The 22,015-nt window shown below is 68.6% G+C and carries 19 protein-coding genes and 1 tRNA gene; 10 read left to right on the plus strand and 10 right to left on the minus strand.

Going from position 1 to position 22,015, the window contains the following annotated elements; all coding sequences use genetic code 11:
- The first annotated feature begins 12 nt into the window (after positions 1-12).
- The 8 genes from ABD981_RS16690 (at position 13) to ABD981_RS16725 (ending at position 6,077) form a co-directional block, all read left to right on the plus strand.
- Complete coding sequence (locus ABD981_RS16690; protein WP_046908224.1) at positions 13-1,230, plus strand: hypothetical protein; 1,218 nt, start codon at positions 13-15, stop codon at positions 1,228-1,230.
- 42 nt (positions 1,231-1,272) lie between these two features.
- Complete coding sequence (locus tag ABD981_RS16695) at positions 1,273-2,415, plus strand: hypothetical protein (protein ID WP_046908223.1); 1,143 nt, start codon at positions 1,273-1,275, stop codon at positions 2,413-2,415.
- An 11-nt stretch (positions 2,416-2,426) separates the two neighbouring features.
- The gene (locus ABD981_RS16700; protein WP_046908222.1) at positions 2,427-3,524 is read left to right on the plus strand and encodes a hypothetical protein; all 1,098 of its coding nucleotides are present in this window, start codon (positions 2,427-2,429) and stop codon (positions 3,522-3,524) included.
- Positions 3,524-4,087, plus strand: a complete 564-nt coding sequence (locus ABD981_RS16705) for a hypothetical protein (protein WP_046908221.1) — start codon at positions 3,524-3,526, stop codon at positions 4,085-4,087. Before ABD981_RS16700 ends, ABD981_RS16705 begins: the two co-directional genes overlap by 1 nt.
- A gap of 31 nt (positions 4,088-4,118) precedes the next feature.
- A complete protein-coding gene (locus tag ABD981_RS16710; RefSeq protein WP_046908220.1) occupies positions 4,119-4,505 on the plus strand; it encodes a hypothetical protein in 387 nt (128 codons plus the stop codon).
- A gap of 83 nt (positions 4,506-4,588) precedes the next feature.
- A complete protein-coding gene (locus ABD981_RS16715; RefSeq protein ID WP_046908219.1) occupies positions 4,589-5,497 on the plus strand; it encodes a peptidoglycan-binding protein in 909 nt (302 codons plus the stop codon).
- A 36-nt stretch (positions 5,498-5,533) separates the two neighbouring features.
- On the plus strand, positions 5,534-5,827 hold the full coding sequence (locus tag ABD981_RS16720; RefSeq protein WP_240495254.1) for a hypothetical protein: 294 nt from the start codon (positions 5,534-5,536) through the stop codon (positions 5,825-5,827).
- Positions 5,814-6,077: a hypothetical protein gene (locus ABD981_RS16725; RefSeq protein WP_046908218.1), complete on the plus strand. Its 264-nt coding sequence runs from the start codon at positions 5,814-5,816 to the stop codon at positions 6,075-6,077. Before ABD981_RS16720 ends, ABD981_RS16725 begins: the two co-directional genes overlap by 14 nt.
- A gap of 68 nt (positions 6,078-6,145) precedes the next feature.
- On the opposite strand, the gene ABD981_RS16730 is transcribed toward ABD981_RS16725, so the two are convergent.
- The 10 genes from ABD981_RS16730 to ABD981_RS16775 all read right to left on the minus strand — a co-directional run bounded on the left by ABD981_RS16730 (position 6,146) and on the right by ABD981_RS16775 (position 19,391).
- Positions 6,146-10,045, minus strand: coding sequence for a DNA-directed RNA polymerase subunit beta' (locus ABD981_RS16730; protein ID WP_046908217.1), 3,900 nt, complete (start codon positions 10,043-10,045; stop codon positions 6,146-6,148).
- A 99-nt stretch (positions 10,046-10,144) separates the two neighbouring features.
- Positions 10,145-13,627 carry a DNA-directed RNA polymerase subunit beta gene (gene rpoB / locus ABD981_RS16735; RefSeq protein WP_046908216.1) on the minus strand — a complete coding sequence of 1,161 codons (3,483 nt, stop codon included), beginning with the start codon at positions 13,625-13,627 and terminating at the stop codon, positions 10,145-10,147.
- 547 nt (positions 13,628-14,174) lie between these two features.
- Positions 14,175-14,561, minus strand: a complete 387-nt coding sequence (gene rplL, locus ABD981_RS16740; protein WP_015035540.1) for a 50S ribosomal protein L7/L12 — start codon at positions 14,559-14,561, stop codon at positions 14,175-14,177.
- A gap of 119 nt (positions 14,562-14,680) precedes the next feature.
- Positions 14,681-15,211 carry a 50S ribosomal protein L10 gene (rplJ, locus tag ABD981_RS16745; RefSeq protein ID WP_046908215.1) on the minus strand — a complete coding sequence of 177 codons (531 nt, stop codon included), beginning with the start codon at positions 15,209-15,211 and terminating at the stop codon, positions 14,681-14,683.
- 247 nt (positions 15,212-15,458) lie between these two features.
- A complete protein-coding gene (locus ABD981_RS16750; RefSeq protein ID WP_046908214.1) occupies positions 15,459-16,397 on the minus strand; it encodes an SCO4651 family lipoprotein in 939 nt (312 codons plus the stop codon).
- Between the two features lie 159 nt (positions 16,398-16,556).
- Positions 16,557-17,285 carry a 50S ribosomal protein L1 gene (gene rplA, locus ABD981_RS16755; RefSeq protein ID WP_046908213.1) on the minus strand — a complete coding sequence of 243 codons (729 nt, stop codon included), beginning with the start codon at positions 17,283-17,285 and terminating at the stop codon, positions 16,557-16,559.
- A 78-nt stretch (positions 17,286-17,363) separates the two neighbouring features.
- A complete protein-coding gene (rplK, locus tag ABD981_RS16760) occupies positions 17,364-17,798 on the minus strand; it encodes a 50S ribosomal protein L11 (protein ID WP_030318720.1) in 435 nt (144 codons plus the stop codon).
- Positions 17,799-17,959: 161 nt separating this feature from the next.
- Complete coding sequence (nusG, locus tag ABD981_RS16765; RefSeq protein WP_046908212.1) at positions 17,960-18,877, minus strand: transcription termination/antitermination protein NusG; 918 nt, start codon at positions 18,875-18,877, stop codon at positions 17,960-17,962.
- Positions 18,878-18,921: 44 nt separating this feature from the next.
- Entirely contained in the window at positions 18,922-19,206 is a 285-nt protein-coding gene (gene secE, locus ABD981_RS16770) for a preprotein translocase subunit SecE (protein WP_046908211.1), read from the minus strand.
- A gap of 112 nt (positions 19,207-19,318) precedes the next feature.
- Positions 19,319-19,391: transfer RNA gene (locus ABD981_RS16775), tRNA-Trp, on the minus strand.
- Positions 19,392-19,619: 228 nt separating this feature from the next.
- Here ABD981_RS16775 and ABD981_RS16780 point away from each other — a divergent pair.
- Both ABD981_RS16780 and ABD981_RS16785 read left to right on the plus strand, forming a co-directional pair.
- Positions 19,620-20,846, plus strand: a complete 1,227-nt coding sequence (locus ABD981_RS16780; RefSeq protein ID WP_046908210.1) for a pyridoxal phosphate-dependent aminotransferase — start codon at positions 19,620-19,622, stop codon at positions 20,844-20,846.
- 137 nt (positions 20,847-20,983) lie between these two features.
- Positions 20,984-22,015 carry an adenosine deaminase gene (locus ABD981_RS16785; RefSeq protein WP_046908209.1) on the plus strand — a complete coding sequence of 344 codons (1,032 nt, stop codon included), beginning with the start codon at positions 20,984-20,986 and terminating at the stop codon, positions 22,013-22,015.

Raw genomic sequence — 22,015 nt, forward strand, 5'->3', positions numbered from 1 at the left:
TAGGAGAACCGCATGAACCTGCGCAGCAGCTGGACCCTCGAGACCGGCCAGACCCGCGAGGACACCCGCCTCACCCAGACCCCGACCACCCTGGTCAACCCCGTCCAGGTCCGTTCCGGCATCCTGCCGGGTTCCTACAGCGGCCAGTGGCGGCTCTCCGGCTTCTGGATGACGGGCGTCTCGGCCATGACGGCCACCGTCGCGGAGGGCCGCGCCGTCATCCAGGGCGACATCTCCCAGGGCGCCTACCCGGTGACCCTGCCCGCGGCCGAGCCGGTCACCTTCGCCGTGGGCAACGCCCAGTACGGCCGGGTCGACCTGGTCGTCCTGAAGATCTACGACAAGCTGTACGACGGGCTGAACCGCAACGAGGCCGTGGTCGAGGTCATCCAGGGCGTCCCCGAGCAGGCCCCGAAGGCCCCGGCCGCCCCGCCCCGCAGCCTCCCGCTGTACGAGGTGCTGGTCCCGGCCGGCGCCAGCGCCGGCAACGGCGGCATCCCGTGGAACACCTCGCTGAAGGACCTGCGCACGACGGTCGTCGCCGCGGGCGGCATCCTGCCCGTCGAGAACGCGGTGCTGCCGGGCGCCTACCCGGGCCAGTACCAGGACACCCCGAACAACCAGTTCCAGCGCTGGGACGGCGGCAAGTGGGTCGCGTACCCGCAGGCCGTCGGCGGTGTCGTGCCGACCTCGGTGCCGACCGCGAGCCCGGGCTCGTACACCGGCCAGTACCGCGCCGTCGCCGACGGCCCGCTGCAGCGCTGGACCGGCGCGGCGTGGGCGCCGGCCTACCCGGGCCCGTACTTCAACGACTCGCTGGACGCCGGTTACACGGTCTCGACGACCTACGTGAACGCGCTGGTCGAGCGGGCCGAGAACCCGCTGGTGGTGAGCTTCGTCGCGCCCGAGTCCAAGCAGGCGATCCTCAGCTTCGGCTCCCGGATGGAGCTGAGCCTGGCCTCCGGCACCACCGGCATCGCCAGCTCGGCGTTCATGTGCGTACGGATCACCCAGGGCGCCACCGTGGTCCGCGAGGTGGAGGACGAACTGGCCGCGATGGCCTCGAAGTCCGCCGACCCGACGGACGCCGTCTCGGTCTCGACCACCCAGCGCCTCTACAACCTGACGCCGGGCCAGACCTACACGGTCACCGCGTACTACCGGACCACCCACACCAATGTGCGGGCCTGGTTCGACAACACGTTCATCCAGGTCACCCCGCAGTACTGAGCCGCCCGCCGGTCCCGTCCGCCCCCTCTCCAGGAGATCTTCATGCCCGTACGCTCCGGCTGGCTGCTGCCCACCGGTCAGACCCGTCAGCACACCCGCATCACCAACCTCGGGGCCACCACCCCCGTCAACACCCTGGGCGTCCGCTCGGGCATCCTGCCCGGCACCTACGACGGCAAGTACCGCGTGGGCGGCCTGTGGATGAGCTCCAACGGCCCGATGACGGCCATCGTCTACGCCGGCCGGGCCGTCATCCAGGGCACCGACAACGACGGCGCCTACCCGGTCACCCTCGACCAGGACGTCACCATCACCTTCGCGGACGGCGACCCGCTCAACCCGCGCATCGACCTCGTCGTGGTCCGCGTCTACGACAACGACGTGGACACCCTCGGCAAGTACGAGGCCACCGTCGAGATCGTCAAGGGCGAGGCCAAGGCCGTCCCGGTGGCCCCGGTCGCCCCGGCCCGCTCGCTGGTCCTCTTCTCGGTCCAGGTCAAGAAGGGCGCCTCGGCCGGCACCGGCGGCATCGACTGGGCCGCCGGCGCCTCCACCGACCTGCGCCAGACGGTCGTCGCGGCGGGCGGCATCCTGCCCGTCTACAACAACGGCGGCGTGCCCGGCGCCTACCCGGGCCAGTACCAGGACAACGACAACGCCCACTTCCTCCAGCGCTGGGACGGCACCCTCTGGGTGGCCTATCCCAAGGAGGTCGGCGGCATCGCCCCCAGCGGCACCATCACCACCGGCAGCTACAGCGGCCAGTACCGGGACAACGGCACCAGCCTGCAGCGCTGGAACGGCACCTCCTGGGTGGTCTACCAGCCGCCCGTCGAGACCGAGTCCACCACCGCCGGAGCGACCGGACTGCCCAACTGGTCGGTGGTGGCCTTCAACGGCCGCAGGACCAAGGGCGGCCTGTGCACGATGACGGTCACCGTCACCCGCACCGGCTCCACCGTCACCGCGGACAACACGGGCCAGATCAGCGACGAGCCGGTGTGCGTCATCCCGGCCGGCTGGCGGCCCGGCGGCAACTCCATGGAGGCCGTCGCCTGCGACGGCTTCGGCTCGGGCGGCGCCAACATCAACACCAACGGGCAGATCGACCTGCGCACCTGGTCCCCCAACGGCCAGCTCGCCGCCGGCCGCAACATCCGCATCTCCGCCACCTACGTCCTGTAAGGAGGCCCGCGATGGCACTCGACACGCCCTACCGGGCCATCTTCTGCGACCTGATCACCGACCAGACCATCGACATCCTGCCGCTGCGGGACGTCTCCTTCGACGACTACATCGGCAAGGCCGGCTCCCTGTCCGGCACCATCCCGGTCCCCAACAAGGAGATCGCCGACCGGGTCAAGAAGGTCCGCGAGGGCCGCACCGCGATCTACCTGGAGCGCGGCGGCGACCTGTGGTGGGGCGGCATCGTCTGGACCACCACCCTGCAGTCCAGCGGGCGCGGGGTGCTGACCCTGTCCCTGCAGGCGGCGACCTTCGACTCGTACGCGGCCCGCCGCCGGATCCGTACCGACCTCGCCTACACCGACACCGACCAGCTGGAGATCGCCCGCAAGCTGTGGGGCGAGCTCACCAAGGGGCCGAACTCCTTCACCCTCACGATGGGCGAGGAGAGCTCCGACACCAAGCGGACGATCAGCTACCGCTACGGCGACGAGACGGTCTACCAGGAGGCCCTGGACCAGCTCGCCGGCCTCCAGAACGGCTTCGAGTACCAGATCCTGGTCTACCGGAACCCGGAGGACGGCAAGCGCGTCCGGCAGCTCCGGCTCGGCTCCACCAAGATCCGTACCGGCGCCACCGACCTGGTCTTCGACCGGCCCGGCGTCATCCTGTCCTACTCCTTCCCGTACGACGCGACCCGCGGCGGCACCACGGCGGTGGCCCGCGGCGGCTCGGTCAACTCCAACGCCGGCACCGAGTCCCGGCCGCTCGCCTCGGCCGAACAGGTCGACACCGGACTGCTCGTCGACGGCTGGCCGCGGATCGACCTGTCCTCGGACCACAACGAGATCGCCGACCAGCTCACCCTGAACCAGGTGGCCGCGGCGGAGCTCGCCGAGGCCCGCGGCGCCGTGCTGATCCCCGCGATCAGCATCCACCTCGGCGGGATCGTCCCGCCGGCGCTGCTCGGGCGGGTGGCCCGCATCCGGATCACCGACGAGTGGTTCTCCACCGGCCTCGACGCCCGCTACCGCATCATCGGCGTCAAGATCACTCCCCCGGAGCGGGGCCGCCCCGACACCGCCGAGCTCTACCTCGAGGAGGCCTGATGCCCCAGCTGCCCGAGGACATCATCGACCGGCTCAACCAGATGGAACGCCGGCTGAAGGCACTGTCCACCGCCGTCAACACCCGCCCGCCGCTCAACGAGATCCGCCCCGACCCGAACTTCGTGCCCAACCGGCCGGTGATCCGGATGTACGACGGCTACGTCCACGAGATCTTCTCGGACGACATCGTCACCGGCGGCCTCGCCCGCCCCTGGCTCGCGCTGCTGCCCCCGAAGGACACCAGCACGACCCGGTGGCCGCAGACCACCAGCGGCTCCTTCGTCACCGTCGCCCGGTCCTTCAACCCGATCTGGCAGCCGAAGATGCGGATCTCGCTCAGCACCGCGGCCTCCGGCGGCGCGACCGGCCAGGTGAAGGTCATGGTCGACGACGTCCAGTTCGGCCCCACCGTCACCGCGGGCACCACCTACGACTACACCGGCCTGGTGCCCGGCGACTTCAAGACCCGGTTCAGCCAGACCATGAAGATCGAGATCCAGGCCCTGGCCAGCGGCGGCACCGTCTACGCCCAGCCGGTCCTCATCTACGGCACCCAGAGCTGACCGGCCCGCCCAGGAGCACGAGGAGCACCCCATGAACATCGACCCCACCCAGCCGTGGGGCGTGGCCATCGACTACGCCGGCCGCGCCACCGTGACCGAGAACGGCCACACCCTCGACATCCGCGTCTACGACAACACCTTCGGCGGCAACCTGGACCGGGACCCGGTCACCGGCCAGTACCCGCCGGTCTACGTCTCGGCCGCCTTCGCCGAGAACGGCGCCGGGGACGCCGCCCTGCGCGGCAACGGCCTCGTCGTGGTCAACGCCCAGGACGGCGCGCCGGTCGTCCCCGACCCGACCGCCGTCCAGCGGGCCGTCACCGCGGCGCTCACCGACTTCGAGACCCGCCGCACCGCCTACGCCGCGCTCTGCGCCGCCTGGGCGCCGGCGCCACCCGCCCCGGCCCCGGCCCCGTAACCCCGCGGGCACCCCGCCCGCCCCCGTACGTCCCACGCCCCGTGCCGATCCGGCCGGGGTTTTCGCATGCCCGGAGGACACAGATGGCCACTCCCCTCTCCGCGGACCGCTTCGTCGCCGCGCTCCGCGCCGAAGGCGTCACCGTCGTCGAGCACGACGGCTGGCGCACCCACAACCGCAACGGCCACGGCGCCTGGGGGCCCGTGACCGGCGTGATGATCCACCACACCGTCTCGGCCGGCACGGAGAACACCGTCGCGCTCTGCTACGACGGGTACGCGGGCCTGCCCGGCCCGCTCTGCCACGGCGTCATCGCCAAGGACGGCTCGGTCCACCTGGTCGCCAGCGGCCGCGCCAACCACGCGGGCGGCGGCGACCCGTCCGTCCTCCAGGCCGTGATCACCGAGACCTACGGGGACCGCCCGCCCACCCCGCGCGAGCACCAGGGCAGCCCCGGCGCCGTCGACGGCAACGCCCGCTTCTACGGCTTCGAGTGCATCAACCTCGGCAACGGCTCCGACCCCTGGCCGCCCGCCCAGCTCGACGCCATCGAGCGGGTGTCGGCGGCCCTGTGCCGGGCCCACGGCTGGGGCGCCCGCTCCGTGATCGGCCACTCCGAGTGGTCCGACTGGAAGAACGACCCCCGCGGCTTCGGCATGCCCGGCATGCGCGAGCGGGTCCAGAAGCGGCTCGGCTCCGCGCCGGCCGCCAAGCCCACCGCCCCCAAGCCGGCCGCCCCGCGCTACCAGCCGTTCCCCGGGACCGCCTTCTTCAAGACCACCCCCAGCTCCCCCGTCGTCACCGCCATGGGCCGCCGGCTCATGGCCGAGGGCTGCGGCCGCTACCGGACCGGCCCGAGCCCGCGCTGGTCCGAGGCCGACCGCCAGTCGTACGCCGCCTGGCAGCGCAAGCTCGGCTTCTCCGGCACCGACGCGGACGGCTGGCCGGGCCCCGCCTCCTGGAACGCGCTGAAGGTCCCCTACGTCCGGTAACCCCCGCACCGAACCCCCACGCAAGGAGAACCACCCATGTCCGAAGCCGCCAAGCGCACGGTCCGCACCGTGCTGCAGACCGCGGTCGGCATCGCCGTGCTGCTGCCGGCCCTGGTCGACGCCTCCGGCATCCCCGCGACCCTCCCCTGGGTCGCCGGGGCGCTGGCCGCGGCCGGCGCCCTCACCCGGGTGATGGCCTACCCGGCCTTCCAGGTGCTGCTGCCGGCCTGGCTGCGCGTCGAACCGGCGCCCGCGCCGCTCCCGGCCCCGGAGCTCGCCCTCGTGGCCGCCCCGGAGGACCTCCCGGAGGCGGCCGATGACCGAGTCTGACCCGAACGACCCGGTCGCCGTCGCCCTCGAACTGGAGCGGCTGCGCGGCACGCTGGAGGCCGGCTTCGCCCGCGTCGACGGCTCGCTCGCCCTGCTGGTGCAGCGCAGCGACCAGACCGACAAGCAGCTCGCCGACCACGAGGCACGGCTCGACGCGCTGGAGCGCGCCCGCTGGCCGCTCGCCAGCATCGGCGCCCTCGCCGCGGTGGCCACGGTGGCCGTCACAGCCTGGGAGCTGACCGCGCGCTGACCTTTCGCGGGAACGCCGAAGGGCGGCCACCCCTCGCGGGGTGACCGCCCTTCGGTCAAGCGACTCGCTTACTGGTTGTACGGACCGTAGTCGTAGTCCTCCAGCGGAACGGCCTGGCCGGAGCCGGTGCCGAACGGCGAGTAGTCGATGTCGTCGTAGCCGACGGCCGAGTACATCGCGGCCTTGGCCTCCTCGGTCGGCTCCACCCGGATGTTGCGGTAGCGGGACAGACCCGTACCGGCCGGGATGAGCTTACCGATGATGACGTTCTCCTTGAGGCCGATGAGGCTGTCGGACTTGGCGTTGATCGCCGCATCCGTCAGGACTCGGGTCGTCTCCTGGAAGGAGGCGGCCGACAGCCAGGACTCCGTCGCCAGCGAGGCCTTGGTGATACCCATCAGCTGCGGACGGCCGGAGGCCGGGTGGCCGCCTTCCTGGACCACACGACGGTTCTCGGTCTCGAACTTCGAACGCTCGACCAGCTCCCCGGGCAGCAGCTCCGCGTCGCCCGACTCGATGATCGTCACGCGGCGCAGCATCTGCCGGATGATGATCTCGATGTGCTTGTCGTGGATCGACACACCCTGCGAGTTGTAGACCTTCTGGACCTCGCCGACCAGGTGGACCTGGACGGCACGCTGGCCCAGAATGCGCAGCACGTCGTGCGGGTTGGTGGCACCCACGGTGAGCTTCTGGCCCACCTCGACGTGGTCGCCCTCGCCCACGAGCAGACGGGCGCGCTTCGAGATCGGGAACGCCGTCTCGTCGGTGCCGTCGTCCGGGGTGATGACGATCTTCTTGGTCTTCTCGGTCTCCTCGATGCGGACGCGACCGGCCGCCTCGGAGATCGGGGCGACACCCTTCGGCTGCCGGGCCTCGAAGAGCTCGACGACACGGGGCAGACCCTGGGTGATGTCGTCACCGGCCACACCACCGGTGTGGAAGGTACGCATCGTCAGCTGGGTACCGGGCTCACCGATGGACTGGGCGGCGATGATGCCGACCGCCTCACCGATGTCGACCAGCTTGCCGGTGGCCAGCGAGCGGCCGTAGCAGAAGGCACAGGTGCCGACGGCCGACTCACAGGTCAGGACCGAACGGGTCTTGACCTCCTCGACGCCCGCGTTGACCAGCGCGTCGATGAGCACGTCGCCCAGGTCGACGTTGGCCGGCGCGATGACCTTGCCGTCCACGACGACGTCCTCGGCGAGCATCCGCGCGTACACGGAGGTCTCGACGTCGTCCGTCTTGCGCAGGGAGCCGTCCGCACCGCGCTCGGCGATCTTCAGCTTCAGACCGCGCTCGGTGCCACAGTCCTCCTCGCGGATGATCACGTCCTGCGAGACGTCCACCAGACGACGGGTCAGGTAACCCGAGTCGGCGGTACGCAGGGCGGTGTCGGCGAGACCCTTACGGGCACCGTGCGTCGAGATGAAGTACTCGAGGACGGAGAGACCCTCGCGGAAGGACGCCTTGATGGGACGCGGGATCGTCTCGTTCTTGGCGTTCGACACCAGACCACGCATACCGGCGATCTGCCGCATCTGCATCATGTTTCCTCGGGCACCCGAGTCAACCATCATGAAGATGGGGTTCGTCTTGGGGAAGTTCGCGTTCATCGCCTCGGCGACCTCGTTGGTCGCCTTGGTCCAGATCGCGATGAGCTCCTGCGTGCGCTCTTCCTTGGTGATCAGACCGCGCTCGTACTGCTTCTGGACCTTCTCGTCCTGCGCCTCGTAGCCCTTGACGATCTCCTTCTTCGCCTCGGGAACGACGACGTCGGAGATGGCCACGGTGACACCGGAACGGGTCGCCCAGAAGAAGCCCGCCGCCTTCAGGTTGTCGAGCGTCGCCGCCACGATGACCTTGGGGTAGCGCTCGGCCAGGTCGTTGACGATCTCGGAGAGCTGCTTCTTGCCCACCGAGTAGTCGACGAACGGGTAGTCCTCGGGCAGCAGCTCGTTGAAGAGCGCGCGGCCCAGGGTCGTCCGGATGCGGAACGAGTCACCCTGCTGCCACTCCGGCTCGCCCTCCTCGGCGACCGGGGGAACCCAGCCGCGCGGCGGGACGGTGCCGATCGGGAAGCGGATGTCGATCGGGGACTGCAGCGCCAGCTCGCCGGCGTCGAAGGCCATGATCGCCTCGGCCGTGGAGCCGAACGCGCGGCCCTCGCCCTTGGTGTCACGGAGCTCACCGTCGGTGGTGAGGAAGAACAGACCGAGGACCATGTCCTGGGTCGGCATCGTCACCGGACGGCCGTCGGCGGGCTTGAGGATGTTGTTCGAGGACAGCATCAGGATGCGGGCCTCGGCCTGCGCCTCCGCGGAGAGCGGCAGGTGGACGGCCATCTGGTCACCGTCGAAGTCCGCGTTGAACGCGGTGCAGACGAGCGGGTGGATCTGGATGGCCTTGCCCTCGACCAGCTGGGGCTCGAAGGCCTGGATGCCGAGGCGGTGCAGCGTGGGCGCACGGTTCAGCAGAACCGGGTGCTCGGCGATGACCTCTTCGAGGACGTCGTACACGACCGTGCGGCCGCGCTCGACCATCCGCTTCGCCGACTTGATGTTCTGCGCGTGGTTCAGGTCGACCAGGCGCTTCATCACGAACGGCTTGAAGAGCTCCAGCGCCATGGCCTTCGGAAGACCGCACTGGTGCAGCTTGAGCTGCGGGCCGACGACGATGACGGAACGCGCGGAGTAGTCCACACGCTTGCCGAGCAGGTTCTGACGGAATCGACCCTGCTTACCCTTCAGCATGTCGCTGAGGGACTTCAGCGGACGGTTGCCGGGGCCCGTCACCGGGCGACCACGACGGCCGTTGTCGAAGAGGGCGTCGACCGCCTCCTGGAGCATCCGCTTCTCGTTGTTCACGATGATCTCGGGGGCGCCGAGGTCGAGCAGACGCTTCAGACGGTTGTTGCGGTTGATCACACGGCGGTACAGGTCGTTCAGGTCGGAGGTCGCGAAGCGGCCACCGTCCAGCTGCACCATCGGACGCAGGTCCGGCGGGATGACCGGCACGCAGTCGAGAACCATGCCCTTGGGGCTGTTCGCGGTCTGCAGGAACGCGGAGACGACCTTGAGGCGCTTGAGCGCACGGGTCTTCTTCTGGCCCTTGCCGGTCCGGATGATCTCGCGGAGCTTCTCGGCCTCTTCCTCGAGGTCGAAGGACTCCAGGCGCTTCTGCAGCGCCGCGGCACCCATCGAGCCGTCGAAGTACGTGCCGAAGCGGTCACGCAGCTCGCGGTAGAGGAGCTCGTCGCCCTCGAGGTCCTGGACCTTGAGGTTCTTGAAGCGGGTCCACACCTCGTCGAGGCGGTCGATCTCGCGCTGGGCGCGGTCGCGGAGCTGCTTCATCTCGCGCTCGGCACCCTCGCGCACCTTGCGGCGCACGTCGGCCTTGGCGCCCTCGGCCTCGAGCTCGGCGAGGTCGTTCTCGAGCTTCTTCGCGCGGTTCTCCAGGTCGGAGTCGCGACGGTTCTCGATCTGCTGACGCTCGACGGAGACGTGCGCCTCCAGCGAGGGCAGGTCACGCGTACGACGCTCGTCATCGACGAACGTGATCATGTACGCCGCGAAGTAGATGACCTTCTCGAGGTCCTTCGGGGCGAGGTCGAGCAGGTAGCCAAGACGCGACGGAACGCCCTTGAAGTACCAGATGTGGGTGACGGGAGCGGCGAGCTCGATGTGGCCCATCCGCTCACGGCGCACCTTGGCGCGGGTGACCTCGACGCCACACCGCTCACAGATGATGCCCTTGAAGCGGACACGCTTGTACTTGCCGCAGTAGCACTCCCAGTCCCGGGTCGGACCGAAGATCTTCTCGCAGAAGAGTCCGTCCTTCTCGGGCTTCAGGGTGCGGTAGTTGATGGTCTCCGGCTTCTTGACCTCGCCGTGGCTCCACTGACGGATGTCGTCAGCGGTGGCCAGACCGATCCGGAGCTCGTCGAAGAAGTTGACGTCGAGCACTATGCGTCAATCCCTCTCAGGGTTGTAAGGCTGTGGGTCTGATACGGGGGTCCTGGGGCCGGCGGGGGGACCTTCACTGGTCCCCCTGCCGGACTCCCGTCAGACCTCTTCGACGCTGCTCGGCTCGCGCCGGGACAGGTCGATGCCGAGCTCCTCCGCTGCGCGGAAGACGTCCTCGTCGGTGTCGCGCATCTCGATGGACATGCCGTCCGAGGACAGCACCTCCACGTTGAGGCACAGGGACTGCATCTCCTTGATGAGCACCTTGAAGGACTCGGGGATGCCGGGCTCAGGGATGTTCTCGCCCTTGACGATGGCCTCGTAGACCTTCACGCGGCCGGTCACGTCGTCGGACTTGATCGTCAGCAGCTCCTGGAGGGCGTACGCGGCGCCGTAAGCCTCCAGCGCCCACACCTCCATCTCACCGAAGCGCTGGCCACCGAACTGGGCCTTACCACCCAGCGGCTGCTGGGTGATCATCGAGTACGGGCCGGTCGACCGGGCGTGCAGCTTGTCGTCGACCAGGTGGTGGAGCTTGAGGATGTACATGTACCCGACCGAGATCGGGTCCGGGAACGGCTCGCCGGAGCGGCCGTCGAACAGGCGCGCCTTACCGGTCGGGAGCACCATGCGCTCGCCGTCGCGGTTCGGGATGGTGTGCTGGAGCAGACCCGCGAGCTCGTCCTCACGCGCACCGTCGAAGACCGGGGTGGCGACGTTGGTGCCCGGGGCGACCTGGTCGGCACCGATGGCCTGGAGGCGCTGCGCCCACTCGTCGGCGAGACCGGAGACGTCCCAGCCGCGGCTGGCGAGCCAGCCGAGGTGGATCTCCAGGACCTGTCCCGGGTTCATTCGGGACGGCACACCGAGCGGGTTGAGGATGATGTCGACCGGGGTTCCGTCCTCGAGGAACGGCATGTCCTCGATCGGAAGGATCTTGGAGATGACACCCTTGTTGCCGTGACGGCCGGCGAGCTTGTCACCGTCGGTGATCTTGCGCTTCTGGGCGACGTAGACGCGGACCAGCTGGTTCACGCCCGGGGGAAGCTCGTCGCCCTCCTCGCGGTCGAAGACGCGGACGCCGATGACCTTGCCGATCTCGCCGTGCGGGACCTTCAGCGAGGTGTCACGGACCTCACGGGCCTTCTCACCGAAGATCGCACGGAGCAGGCGCTCCTCCGGCGTCAGCTCGGTCTCACCCTTGGGCGTGACCTTGCCGACGAGGATGTCGCCGGCGACGACGTCCGCACCGATGCGGATGATGCCGCGCTCGTCGAGGTCGGCGAGGACCTCCTCGGAGACGTTCGGGATGTCCCGGGTGATCTCCTCGGGGCCCAGCTTGGTGTCACGGGCGTCGACCTCGTGCTCCTCGATGTGGATCGAGGAGAGGACGTCGTCCTGCACGAGGCGCTGCGACAGGATGATCGCGTCCTCGTAGTTGTGGCCCTCCCACGGCATGAACGCCACGAGCAGGTTCTTGCCGAGCGCCATCTCGCCGTCTTCGGTGGCGGGACCGTCGGCCAGCACCTGGCCCTCGATGACCCGGTCGCCCTCGTCGACGACGACCTTCTGGTTGACCGAGGTGCCCTGGTTCGAGCGGGAGAACTTGTGCAGGCGGTACGTGATGTACGTGCCGTCGTCGTTGGCGACCGTGATGTAGTCGGCCGACAGCTCCTGGACGACACCGTCCTTCTCGGCCTTGAGCACGTCGCCGGCGTCGGTGGCGCAGCGGTACTCCATGCCGGTGCCGACGAGCGGGGCCTCCGACTTAATCAGCGGAACGGCCTGACGCATCATGTTCGCGCCCATGAGGGCACGGTTGGCGTCGTCGTGCTCGAGGAAGGGGATCATGGCGGTCGCGACCGACACCATCTGGCGCGGCGAGACGTCCATGTAGTCCACGTCCGAGGGCTCGACGTAGTCGACCTCGCCGCCACGCTTACGGACCAGGACGCGAGGCTCGGTGAACTGGAGCTCGTCGTTCAGGGTCGCGTTCGCCTGGGCGATGACGAAGCGGTCCTCCTCGTCGGCGGTGACGTAGTCGACCTCGTCGGTGACCTGGCCGTCGACGACCTTGCGGTACGGCGTCTCGATGAAGCCGAAGGGGTTGATCCGGCCGTACGAGGCGAGCGAACCGATCAGACCGATGTTCGGGCCTTCGGGGGTCTCGATCGGGCACATGCGTCCGTAGTGGGACGGGTGCACGTCTCGGACCTCGAAGCCGGCCCGCTCACGGGACAGACCACCGGGACCCAGCGCCGAGAGACGACGCTTGTGCGTCAGACCCGACAGCGGGTTGTTCTGGTCCATGAACTGCGACAGCTGGCTGGTGCCGAAGAACTCCTTGATGGAGGCGACGACCGGCCGGATGTTGATCAGGGTCTGCGGCGTGATCGCCTCGACGTCCTGGGTGGTCATGCGCTCGCGCACGACGCGCTCCATACGAGCCAGACCCGTGCGGACCTGGTTCTGGATGAGCTCGCCGACGTTGCGCAGACGACGGTTGCCGAAGTGGTCGATGTCGTCGGGCTCGACGACGATCTCCGTGCCGCTGGCGCCGATCGTCTCGGTCTCGCCCGCGTGGAGCTTGACCAGGTACTTGATCGTGGCGATGACGTCGTCGGTGGTGAGGACGCCCGCGTCCAGCGGCTCGTCCGCACCCAGCTTCTTGTTGACCTTGTAGCGGCCGACCTTCGCGAGGTCGTAGCGCTTCGGGTTGAAGTACAGGTTCTCGAGCAGCGTCTGCGCGGCCTCACGGGTCGGCGGCTCGCCCGGACGCAGCTTGCGGTAGATGTCGAGCAGCGCGTCGTCCTGCCCCTGGGTGTGGTCCTTCTCCAGGGTGGCGCGCATGGACTCGTACTCGCCGAACTCCTGCAGGATCTGCTCGGTGGTCCAGCCGAGAGCCTTGAGGAGGACGGTGACGGACTGCTTGCGCTTGCGGTCGATGCGGACGCCGACCATGTCGCGCTTGTCGATCTCCATCTCCAGCCAGGCACCCCGGGACGGGATGATCTTGGCGGAGAAGATGTCCTTGTCGGACGTCTTGTCGATGGAGGAGTCGAAGTAGACACCGGGGGAACGGACGAGCTGCGACACGACGACGCGCTCGGTGCCGTTGATGACGAAGGTGCCCTTGCTGGTCATGAGCGGGAAGTCGCCCATGAAGACCGTCTGGGACTTGATCTCGCCGGTCTCGTTGTTCGTGAACTCGGCGGTCACGAAGAGCGGGGCACCGTAGGTGAAGTCACGGTCCTTGCACTCGTCGATCGAGTTCTTCGGCGGCTCGAAGCGGTGGTCGCGGAAGGTCAGCGACATCGACCCGGAGAAGTCCTCGATCGGGGAGATCTCCTCGAAGATCTCCTCCAGACCGGACTTCGTGGGGACGTCCTGTCCCGACTCAAGGGCGGCCTCGACGCGAGCCTTCCAGGCAGCGTTGCCGAGCAGCCAGTCGAAGCTCTCGGTCTGGAGCGCGAGGAGGTTCGGAACCTCGAGAGGCTCCTTGATCTTTGCAAAGGAGATGCGCAGCGGGGCGGTGCTGGCGCCGTTGTTCGTATTGGTCGAGGCGTTGCGCGAGGCGGCCAAGAGGGGGTCCTTCCGAGGGCTCGGACTCACTACGCGCGTACCGGTCCCTAGCGGAGCTTGTTGGAAGACGTTTCCCGATGTGGCTGAAAGGCCAGGTCAGAGTGGGTCGACCAGCGAAGCGGTTGCGAGGGGATGCCCCTGGTGACGGGCAGGGGGCAGTTAACAGGCAGCGCAAAGGGACAGTGTAGCCAGTTGGCCCACTGATGTCCAGGGCGAGTTCTTCGCAACCCTCGTTGTTCTCAACTCCGCGGTACCTCGCGCCGTGCGGCGCACCTCGATACTGCCCGTTCGGTCGCCGATCCATGCCTCGGAAACGGATCGATGTGACGACGCGTCCTGAGAATTGCGCGCTGCGTGCGGTTCGTCAAGGCCCCCGCCCCTGCGCAGCGCACGGCGAAGATCACCATACTCCGCATCCGGAGGCCCGCACGACCGCCGCCACGCGGTCCCAGGGAACGCCGAAAGGCGACCACCCAGATGGATGATCGCCTTTCGGTGCCTCCGCGTTACACGGGGGCGAGAGTCAGCTCAGCGAGCCGAAACGGTCTTACTTGACCGTGACGGAGGCGCCGGCGGCCTTGAGGGACTCGGCAGCCTTCTCGGCGGCCTCCTTCGCGACCTTCTCGAGGACCGGCTTCGGGGTGCCGTCGACGAGGTCCTTGGCCTCCTTGAGGCCCAGGGAGGTGAGCTCGCGCACGACCTTGATGACCTGGATCTTCTTGTCGCCGGCACCCTCGAGGATGACGTCGAACTCGTCCTGCTCCTCGGCCTGGGCGCCAGCGTCGCCACCACCCACGGCGGGGCCGGCAACGGCGACGGCCGCGGCGGCGGTGACGTCGAACTTCTCCTCGAAGGCCTTCACGAACTCGGAGAGCTCGATGAGGGTCATCTCCTCGAACTGGGCGAGGAGGTCGTCCTGAGAGAGCTTCGCCATGATGGGCGATCCTTCCACTAATTCGGCAGGTGCCGGATGTACTGGTGAGGCGGGCGTACGTTCGGCCCGCTGCGACCCGTTCCGCCTAGGCGGCGGTACGGATCATTGCGCGAGCCGAATTACTCGGCACCGCCCTGCTCGGCGAGCTTGACGCGAAGCGCTTCCGCGGTGCGGACGAACTTCGACGGCAGAGCCTGGAAGAGCGAAGCAGCCTGGGACTGCTTGCCCTTGAAGGCGCCGGCCAGCTTGCTGAGCAGAACCTCGCGGGACTCGAGGTCCGCGAGCTTCTTGATCTCGTCGGCGGAGAGAGCCTTACCGTCAAGGACACCGGCCTTGATGATGAGGTTCGGGTTCTCCTTGGCGAAGTCACGCAGAGCCTTCGCCGACTCCACCGGGTCACCGGTGACGAAGGCGACCGCGGTCGGACCAGCGAAGTGCTCGTCCAGTGCGGTGATCCCGGCCTCGTTGGCCGCAATCTTGGTCAGCGTGTTCTTCACCACGGCGTACTGGGCGTTCTCACCGAGCGAACGACGCAGCGTCTTGAGCTGCGCAACGGTGAGACCCCGGTACTCGGTCAGCACAGCGGCGTTCGAGCCACGGAACTGGTCCGCGAGCTCGGCCACCGAGGCAGCCTTGTCGGGCCTTGCCATAGAGCGTCGGCCTCCTTCCGGGTGATGTGACCGCACGGAAGGGGCTGAACAAAACAGAACGCCCCGGGCGCAGGCGCACGGGGCTCAGCTCGACCGGATCGGAATCCGGGAACTCATCCACAGTCACCTGCGCGGGTCGTTCGCCACTCAGCGAATCCTTCGGCCACCGCACCTATAGGGGCGCAGCGACGACCAGCGGTCTTTGGCTTCTGTGGAAGAGTACGTGACGGAACGGGCAAGGGGCAAATCAGCCCTGAGCGCCGGCGCCCTTGAGGCCCTTCAGCATCTCGAAGAGGTCGAAGGTGTCCTTGGCCGGCGGGGCCTGGACGGTCGCCTTGGCGCCGTACTCGGTGTAGTCGGCGCGCATCTTCATCGTGCCCTGGGCCATCTTCATGTCGACGACCATGCGGGCCGGGTAGCCGTCCTGGTTGACCCAGACCTCGGTGTCGTAGCCCTTCATGCCGATCTTCTTCATGTTGGCCACGAGCTGGTCGCGCTCCTTGGCCGTGAGGAACTCGGACTGCTTGTTCGCGTTCAGCATCTGCTCGAAGGTGAGCGTGCCCTTGTAGTGCTCGGTGTCGCCGCCGTTCACCTTCTCCGAGCCCACGTGCTTCAGGTTCGGGGACTCCAGGAGCAGGGCGAGCTGCTGCGCGGGGTCCTGGTTCATGTTCTCCAGGCCGCCGGTCATCTGCTTCTGCGCGGCCGGGTCGCCGGAGGCCTCGGCCGCGGCCTTGAGGTCCAGCTTCATCCAGCGCTTGCCGTCCATCTCGGCGGCCTGCTTGGCGCCCATGTCCACGTACATGACCTGGTCGAGCATGATCATGCGGGACTCCTTGGGAGCCTCCGGGTCGGCGGCGGTGAGCGCGGAGCCCGTCATGGTGATGTCCATGGCGGCGGGGTTCCAGGACTGGATGCCCGTCATCTCCATGGTGCCGGACTCCCCGGGGGCGGCCGGCATCTTCATGTCCATGGTCATCTTGACCTTGGCGGAGTTGGCGGCCGAGGTCTTCTTGTAGGCGGCCTGGATGACCTTGGTCGTCTCGTCGCGGGTCTGGACCTGCTCGCCCGCTCCGGCCGCCTTCTTGCCGCTGTCGCCCTTGTCGCCGTCCTGACAGCCGGCCACACCGGCGATGACCGCCACGGCCGCCACCGAGACGCCCGCGCGCTTCCATGCGGACATGCTCATGCGTCCCCACCCCTTGATCGTTGATCGTTAATGTGTTCGCAAAACTTGTGGTCCCCAGCACCGTAACGCACGGTGCCGACAACCCCCGCACGAGAAAACCGCCCCCCACGGCTCCGGAGAGCCGTGGGGGGCGGTTTCAGGACGCTTGAGTCAGGAGACTCAGACCGCGGCCGGGTCCTCCTCGACGAGGAGGTTGCGGGTGCGGTTCGAGTCGACCGGAATGCCGGGGCCCATCGTGGTGGCGATGGCGGCCTTCTTGATGTAGCGACCCTTGGCGGCGGACGGCTTCAGACGGAGGATCTCCTCCAGGGCCGCACCGTAGTTCTCCACCAGCTGGGTGTCGTCGAAGGACACCTTGCCGATGATGAAGTGCAGGTTCGAGTGCTTGTCGACGCGGAACTCGATCTTGCCGCCCTTGATCTCGGTGACAGCCTTCGCCACGTCGGGGGTGACGGTGCCCGTCTTCGGGTTCGGCATCAGACCACGCGGGCCGAGGACGCGGCCGAGGCGGCCGACCTTGCCCATGAGGTCCGGGGTGGCCACCACGGCGTCGAACTCGTTCAGGCGGTTGCCCTTGGAGATCTCGTCGATGAGCTCGTCGGAGCCGACGATGTCGGCGCCAGCGGCGATCGCGGCCTCGGCACGGTCACCGGTCGCGAAGACCAGGACCCGGGCGGTCTTGCCGGTGCCGTGCGGAAGGTTCACGGTGCCACGGACCATCTGGTCGGCCTTGCGCGGGTCGACACCCAGGCGGAAGGCGACCTCGACGGTGGCGTCGAACTTCGTGGTGGAGGTCTCCTTGGCAAGACGGACGGCCTCGAGCGGGGCGTAGAGCTTCTCCCGGTCGATCTTGCTGTCCGCAGCGCGGAGAGACTTGCTGCGCTTCACTTCTGCTCCTGTGTGTTTCAGGGGGGAGTCGTGGTGCGGGCCGGCGCAGGCCCTACCACTGGGGACTTAGGGGGCTGGTCAGCCCTCGACCGTGATGCCCATGGAACGGGCGGTGCCGGCGATGATCTTCGACGCGGCGTCCAGGTCGTTGGCGTTCAGGTCGGGCAGCTTGACCGTGGCGATCTCGCGGACCTGGGCGGCCGTGAGCTTCGCGACCTTGGTCTTGTGCGGCTCGCCGGAGCCCTTGTCCACACCCGCGGCCTTGAGGATCAGCTTGGCGGCCGGCGGAGTCTTGGTGATGAAGGTGAAGGAACGGTCCTCGTAGACCGTGATCTCCACCGGCACGACCATGCCACGCTGCGACTCGGTCGCGGCGTTGTAGGCCTTGCAGAACTCCATGATGTTGACGCCGTGCTGACCGAGCGCGGGGCCGACCGGCGGGGCCGGGTTCGCCGCACCGGCGTTGATCTGGAGCTTGATAAGCCCCGTGACCTTCTTCTTCTTGGGAGGCATGTGCTCTCTCCGGGTCCTAGTGAGAGTTTTCAGCCGATCCATCCGGTCGTCCGGACGGAGGCATACCGCACAACGATAACGGGTATAGACGTGCGGCTAAAAACCGAGCAGGTCAGAGCCGCTCTGGGAGCCGCTCTGACCTGGTCGGAAACCTGTGTGGATCAGTTCTTCTGGATCTGGTCGAAGCTGAGCTCGACCGGGGTCTCGCGACCGAAGATCTCGACGAGGCCCTTGACCTTCTTCGAGTCGGCGTTGATCTCGTTGATCGTGGCCTGCAGGGTGGCGAAGGGGCCGTCGGTGACGGTGACCGAGTCGCCCACCTCGAAGTCCAGGACCTCGACGGTGACCTTGCGGGCCGGCGCCGGCTTGCCCTCGGCCTCGGCGGCCTCGCGGGCGGCCTTCTCCTCGGCCTCCGGGGCGAGCATCTTGACGATCTCGTCCAGGGTCAGCGGGTACGGGTCGTAGGCGTTGCCCACGAAGCCGGTGACGCCCGGCGTGTTGCGGACGACACCCCAGGACTCGTTCGTCAGATCCATGCGGACGAGAACGTAACCGGGCAGCTTGTTCTGCCGGACGTTCTTGCGCTCGCCGTTCTTGATCTGGACGATCTCTTCCTCGGGCACCTCGGCCTGGTAGATGAACTCCTCGACGTTCAGCGAGACGGCACGCTGCTCGAGGTTGGCCTTCACGCGCTTCTCGTAGCCCGCGTAGGTGTGGATCACGTACCACTCGCCGGGGAGCGTGCGCAGCTCCTCGCGGAGCGCGGCGATGGGGTCGACCGGGGCGGCGGGCTCGGCGTCGACGTCCTCGACGGCCTCGTCAGCCTCGGCGTCGTCCTCGGAGTCCTCGACCGCTTCCTCGTCGCCCTCGGCGTCCTCGTCGGACTCCTCGGCCTCGAGCTCGGCGTCGACGGACTCGACGTCCTCGTCGGCCTCGGCGTGCAGGGCGGCCTCCTCGGCGGCCTCGCCGGCCTCGGCGTCAGCAGCGTCGGCCTGGTCCTCGTCGGCCGCCTCGACGATGTCCAGCTCGTCCTCGACGGACTCGGACTCGAAGGCGTCGTTCAGGTTCGCGTCAGACACGGTGGCTGCTTCTTCCTGCGATACAGATGGGGTGGAACAAAAAGTCAGCCGAAGACGTACTTGACTGCTTCCTGGAAGCCATAGTCAATCACGGTCACGAGGCCGATCATGATGACAACGAAGACAATCACCACAGTGGTGTACGTCGTCAGCTGGCCTCGGGTGGGCCAGACGACCTTGCGGAGTTCCGCGACGATCTGGCGGTAGAACAGCGCGAGGCGGCCCAGAGGGCCCTTCTTTCCGCGCTTGCCGCCCTTCCGGGCCTTCTTCGACTCCGGCGCGGCATCTTCGGCATCAGGCATGTCGATGGAGCCTACGGCGTCCGTCACGATGTTTCACCTGATTCCGGGTCGTGGCCGTGCCGCGCCCGGATGGGTTAAGCCGCACGGCGGTGCAATGAAGTACGTACAACATGCGCACAACACCTGGCGGTGTGTGTAGCAGGGCCGGAGGGACTTGAACCCCCAACCGCCGGTTTTGGAGACCGGTGCTCTACCAATTGAGCTACGACCCTTTGCGGTGTCCCCCAACCTACCGCATCGTGAGATGTGGTCGGTGCGGGGCCAACGAGCAGTGAGTGTACGTGGTGATGGGGCCCCACGTCGAACAGAAACGGCTCCGACCTGCGTCCGACCCGTCAGAACGGCCTGCGGGAGGGCCTGTACGACCACGAATGACCGTTCCTGTCCGCTCCGTGAAACCTGTGTGCCGGGCCCGTTCGGGGTCTGGGACGATGGGCCGCATGAGCGCTGCTACCCCTCCCACCGAGCGCCGGGTCTCCGCCCGGATCGGTGCGATCTCCGAGTCCGCGACCCTCGCCGTCGACGCCAAGGCAAAGGCCCTCAAGGCCGCCGGGCGCCCGGTCATCGGTTTCGGCGCGGGTGAGCCCGACTTCCCGACGCCGGACTACATCGTCGAGGCGGCCGTCGAGGCCTGCAAGAACCCCAAGTTCCACCGCTACACGCCGGCCGGCGGGCTGCCCGAGCTGAAGGCCGCCATCGCCGCGAAGACGCTGCGCGACTCCGGCTACGAGGTCGACGCCTCCCAGGTCCTGGTGACCAACGGCGGCAAGCAGGCGATCTACGAGGCCTTCGCCGCGATCCTCGACCCGGGCGACGAGGTCATCGTCCCGGCCCCGTACTGGACCACGTACCCGGAGTCGATCCGCCTCGCGGGCGGCGTCCCGGTGGAGGTCGTGGCCGACGAGACCACCGGCTACCGGGTCTCGGTGGAGCAGCTGGAGGCGGCGCGCACGGAGCGGACCAAGGTCGTCCTCTTCGTCTCCCCCTCGAACCCGACCGGCGCGGTCTACAGCGAGGCCGACGCCGAGGCCATCGGCCGCTGGGCCGTCGAGCACGGCCTGTGGGTCCTGACCGACGAGATCTACGAGCACCTCGTCTACGGGGACGCGAAGTTCACCTCGCTGCCGGCGATCCTGCCCGAGCTGCGCGACAAGTGCATCGTGGTCAACGGCGTCGCCAAGACCTACGCGATGACGGGCTGGCGGGTGGGCTGGATCGTCGGCCCGAAGGACGTCGTGAAGGCCGCGACCAACCTGCAGTCGCACGCCACCTCCAACGTGAGCAACGTGGCCCAGGCCGCCGCGCTGGCCGCCGTCTCCGGGAACCTGGACGCGGTCGCGGAGATGCGCACCGCCTTCGACCGGCGCCGCCAGACCATCGTGCGGATGCTCAACGAGATCGAGGGCGTCTACTGCCCGACGCCCGAGGGCGCGTTCTACGCGTACCCGTCGGTGAAGGCGCTGCTCGGCAAGGAGATCCGCGGCAAGCGCCCGCAGAGCTCGGTCGAGCTGGCCGCGCTGATCCTGGACGAGGCCGAGGTCGCGGTCGTCCCGGGCGAGGCCTTCGGCACCCCGGGCTACCTGCGCCTGTCGTACGCGCTCGGCGACGAGGACCTGGTGGAGGGCGTGTCCCGGCTCCAGAAGCTGCTGGCCGAGGCCCGCGACTGACCTGACCGGCCGGCGATGTCGCCAGGTCGTGCGGGCCCCCGGTTCTGCGGAACCGGGGGCCCGTTTTTGCGTTCTAGCAAGGTCCCGATCGGGGAAAGGGACTGTCCTCGTCCATTCGGGTGCGGCAAGATCGGTCGATGGAGCACGTTTACCGCGACCTCGCCACACTGCCCAAGGCCCATCTGCACCTGCACTTCACGGGTTCGATGCGCCCCTCGACCCTGATCGAACTGGCCGACAAGTACGGGGTGCACCTCCCCGAGGCGCTGAAGAGCGGCACGCCGCCGAAGCTGCGGGCCACCGACGAGCGCGGCTGGTTCCGCTTCCAGCGGCTCTACGACCTCGCCCGCTCCTGCCTGCGCGAGCCGGAGGACATCCAGCGGCTGGTGCGCGAGGCGGCGCAGGAGGACGTCCGCGACGGCTCGGGCTGGCTGGAGATCCAGGTCGACCCCACCTCGTACGCGCCGCTGCTCGGGGGTCTGATCCCGGCCATGGAGATCATCCTGGACTCCGTGGAGGCGGCCGCGCGGGAGACCGGGCTCGGGATGCGGGTGCTGATCGCCGCGAACCGCATGAAGCACCCCCTGGAGGCGCGCACGCTGGCCCGGCTGGCCGTGCGGTACGCGGACCGGGGCGTGGTCGGCTTCGGGCTCTCCAACGACGAGCGGCGGGGCATGGCGCGCGACTTCGACCGGGCCTTCGCCATCGCGCGCGAGGGCGGCCTGCTGGCGGCCCCGCACGGCGGCGAGCTGACCGGCCCCTCGTCCGTACGGGACTGCCTGGACGACCTGCGGGCGGCCCGGGTCGGGCACGGCGTCCGGGCGGCCGAGGACCCGCGGCTGCTGCGGAAGCTGGCGGAGCGCGGGGTGACCTGCGAGGTGTGCCCGGCGTCCAACGTGGCGCTCGGGGTGTACGAGAAGCCGGAGGACGTGCCGCTGCGGACCCTGTTCGACGCCGGGGTGCCGATGGCGCTGGGCGCGGACGACCCGCTGCTGTTCGGCTCCCGGCTGGCGGCGCAGTACGAGATCGCCCGCGTCCACCACGGCTTCACGGACGCGGAGCTGGCGGAGCTGGCCCGGCAGTCCGTGCGGGGCTCGGCGGCCCCGGAGGACGTGCGCACGCGGATGCTCGCGGGGATCGACGACTGGCTGGCGGCGCCGGCCGGCTGA

It is taken from the genome of Streptomyces showdoensis, assembly GCF_039535475.1.
GTDB lineage: Bacteria > Actinomycetota > Actinomycetes > Streptomycetales > Streptomycetaceae > Streptomyces > Streptomyces showdoensis.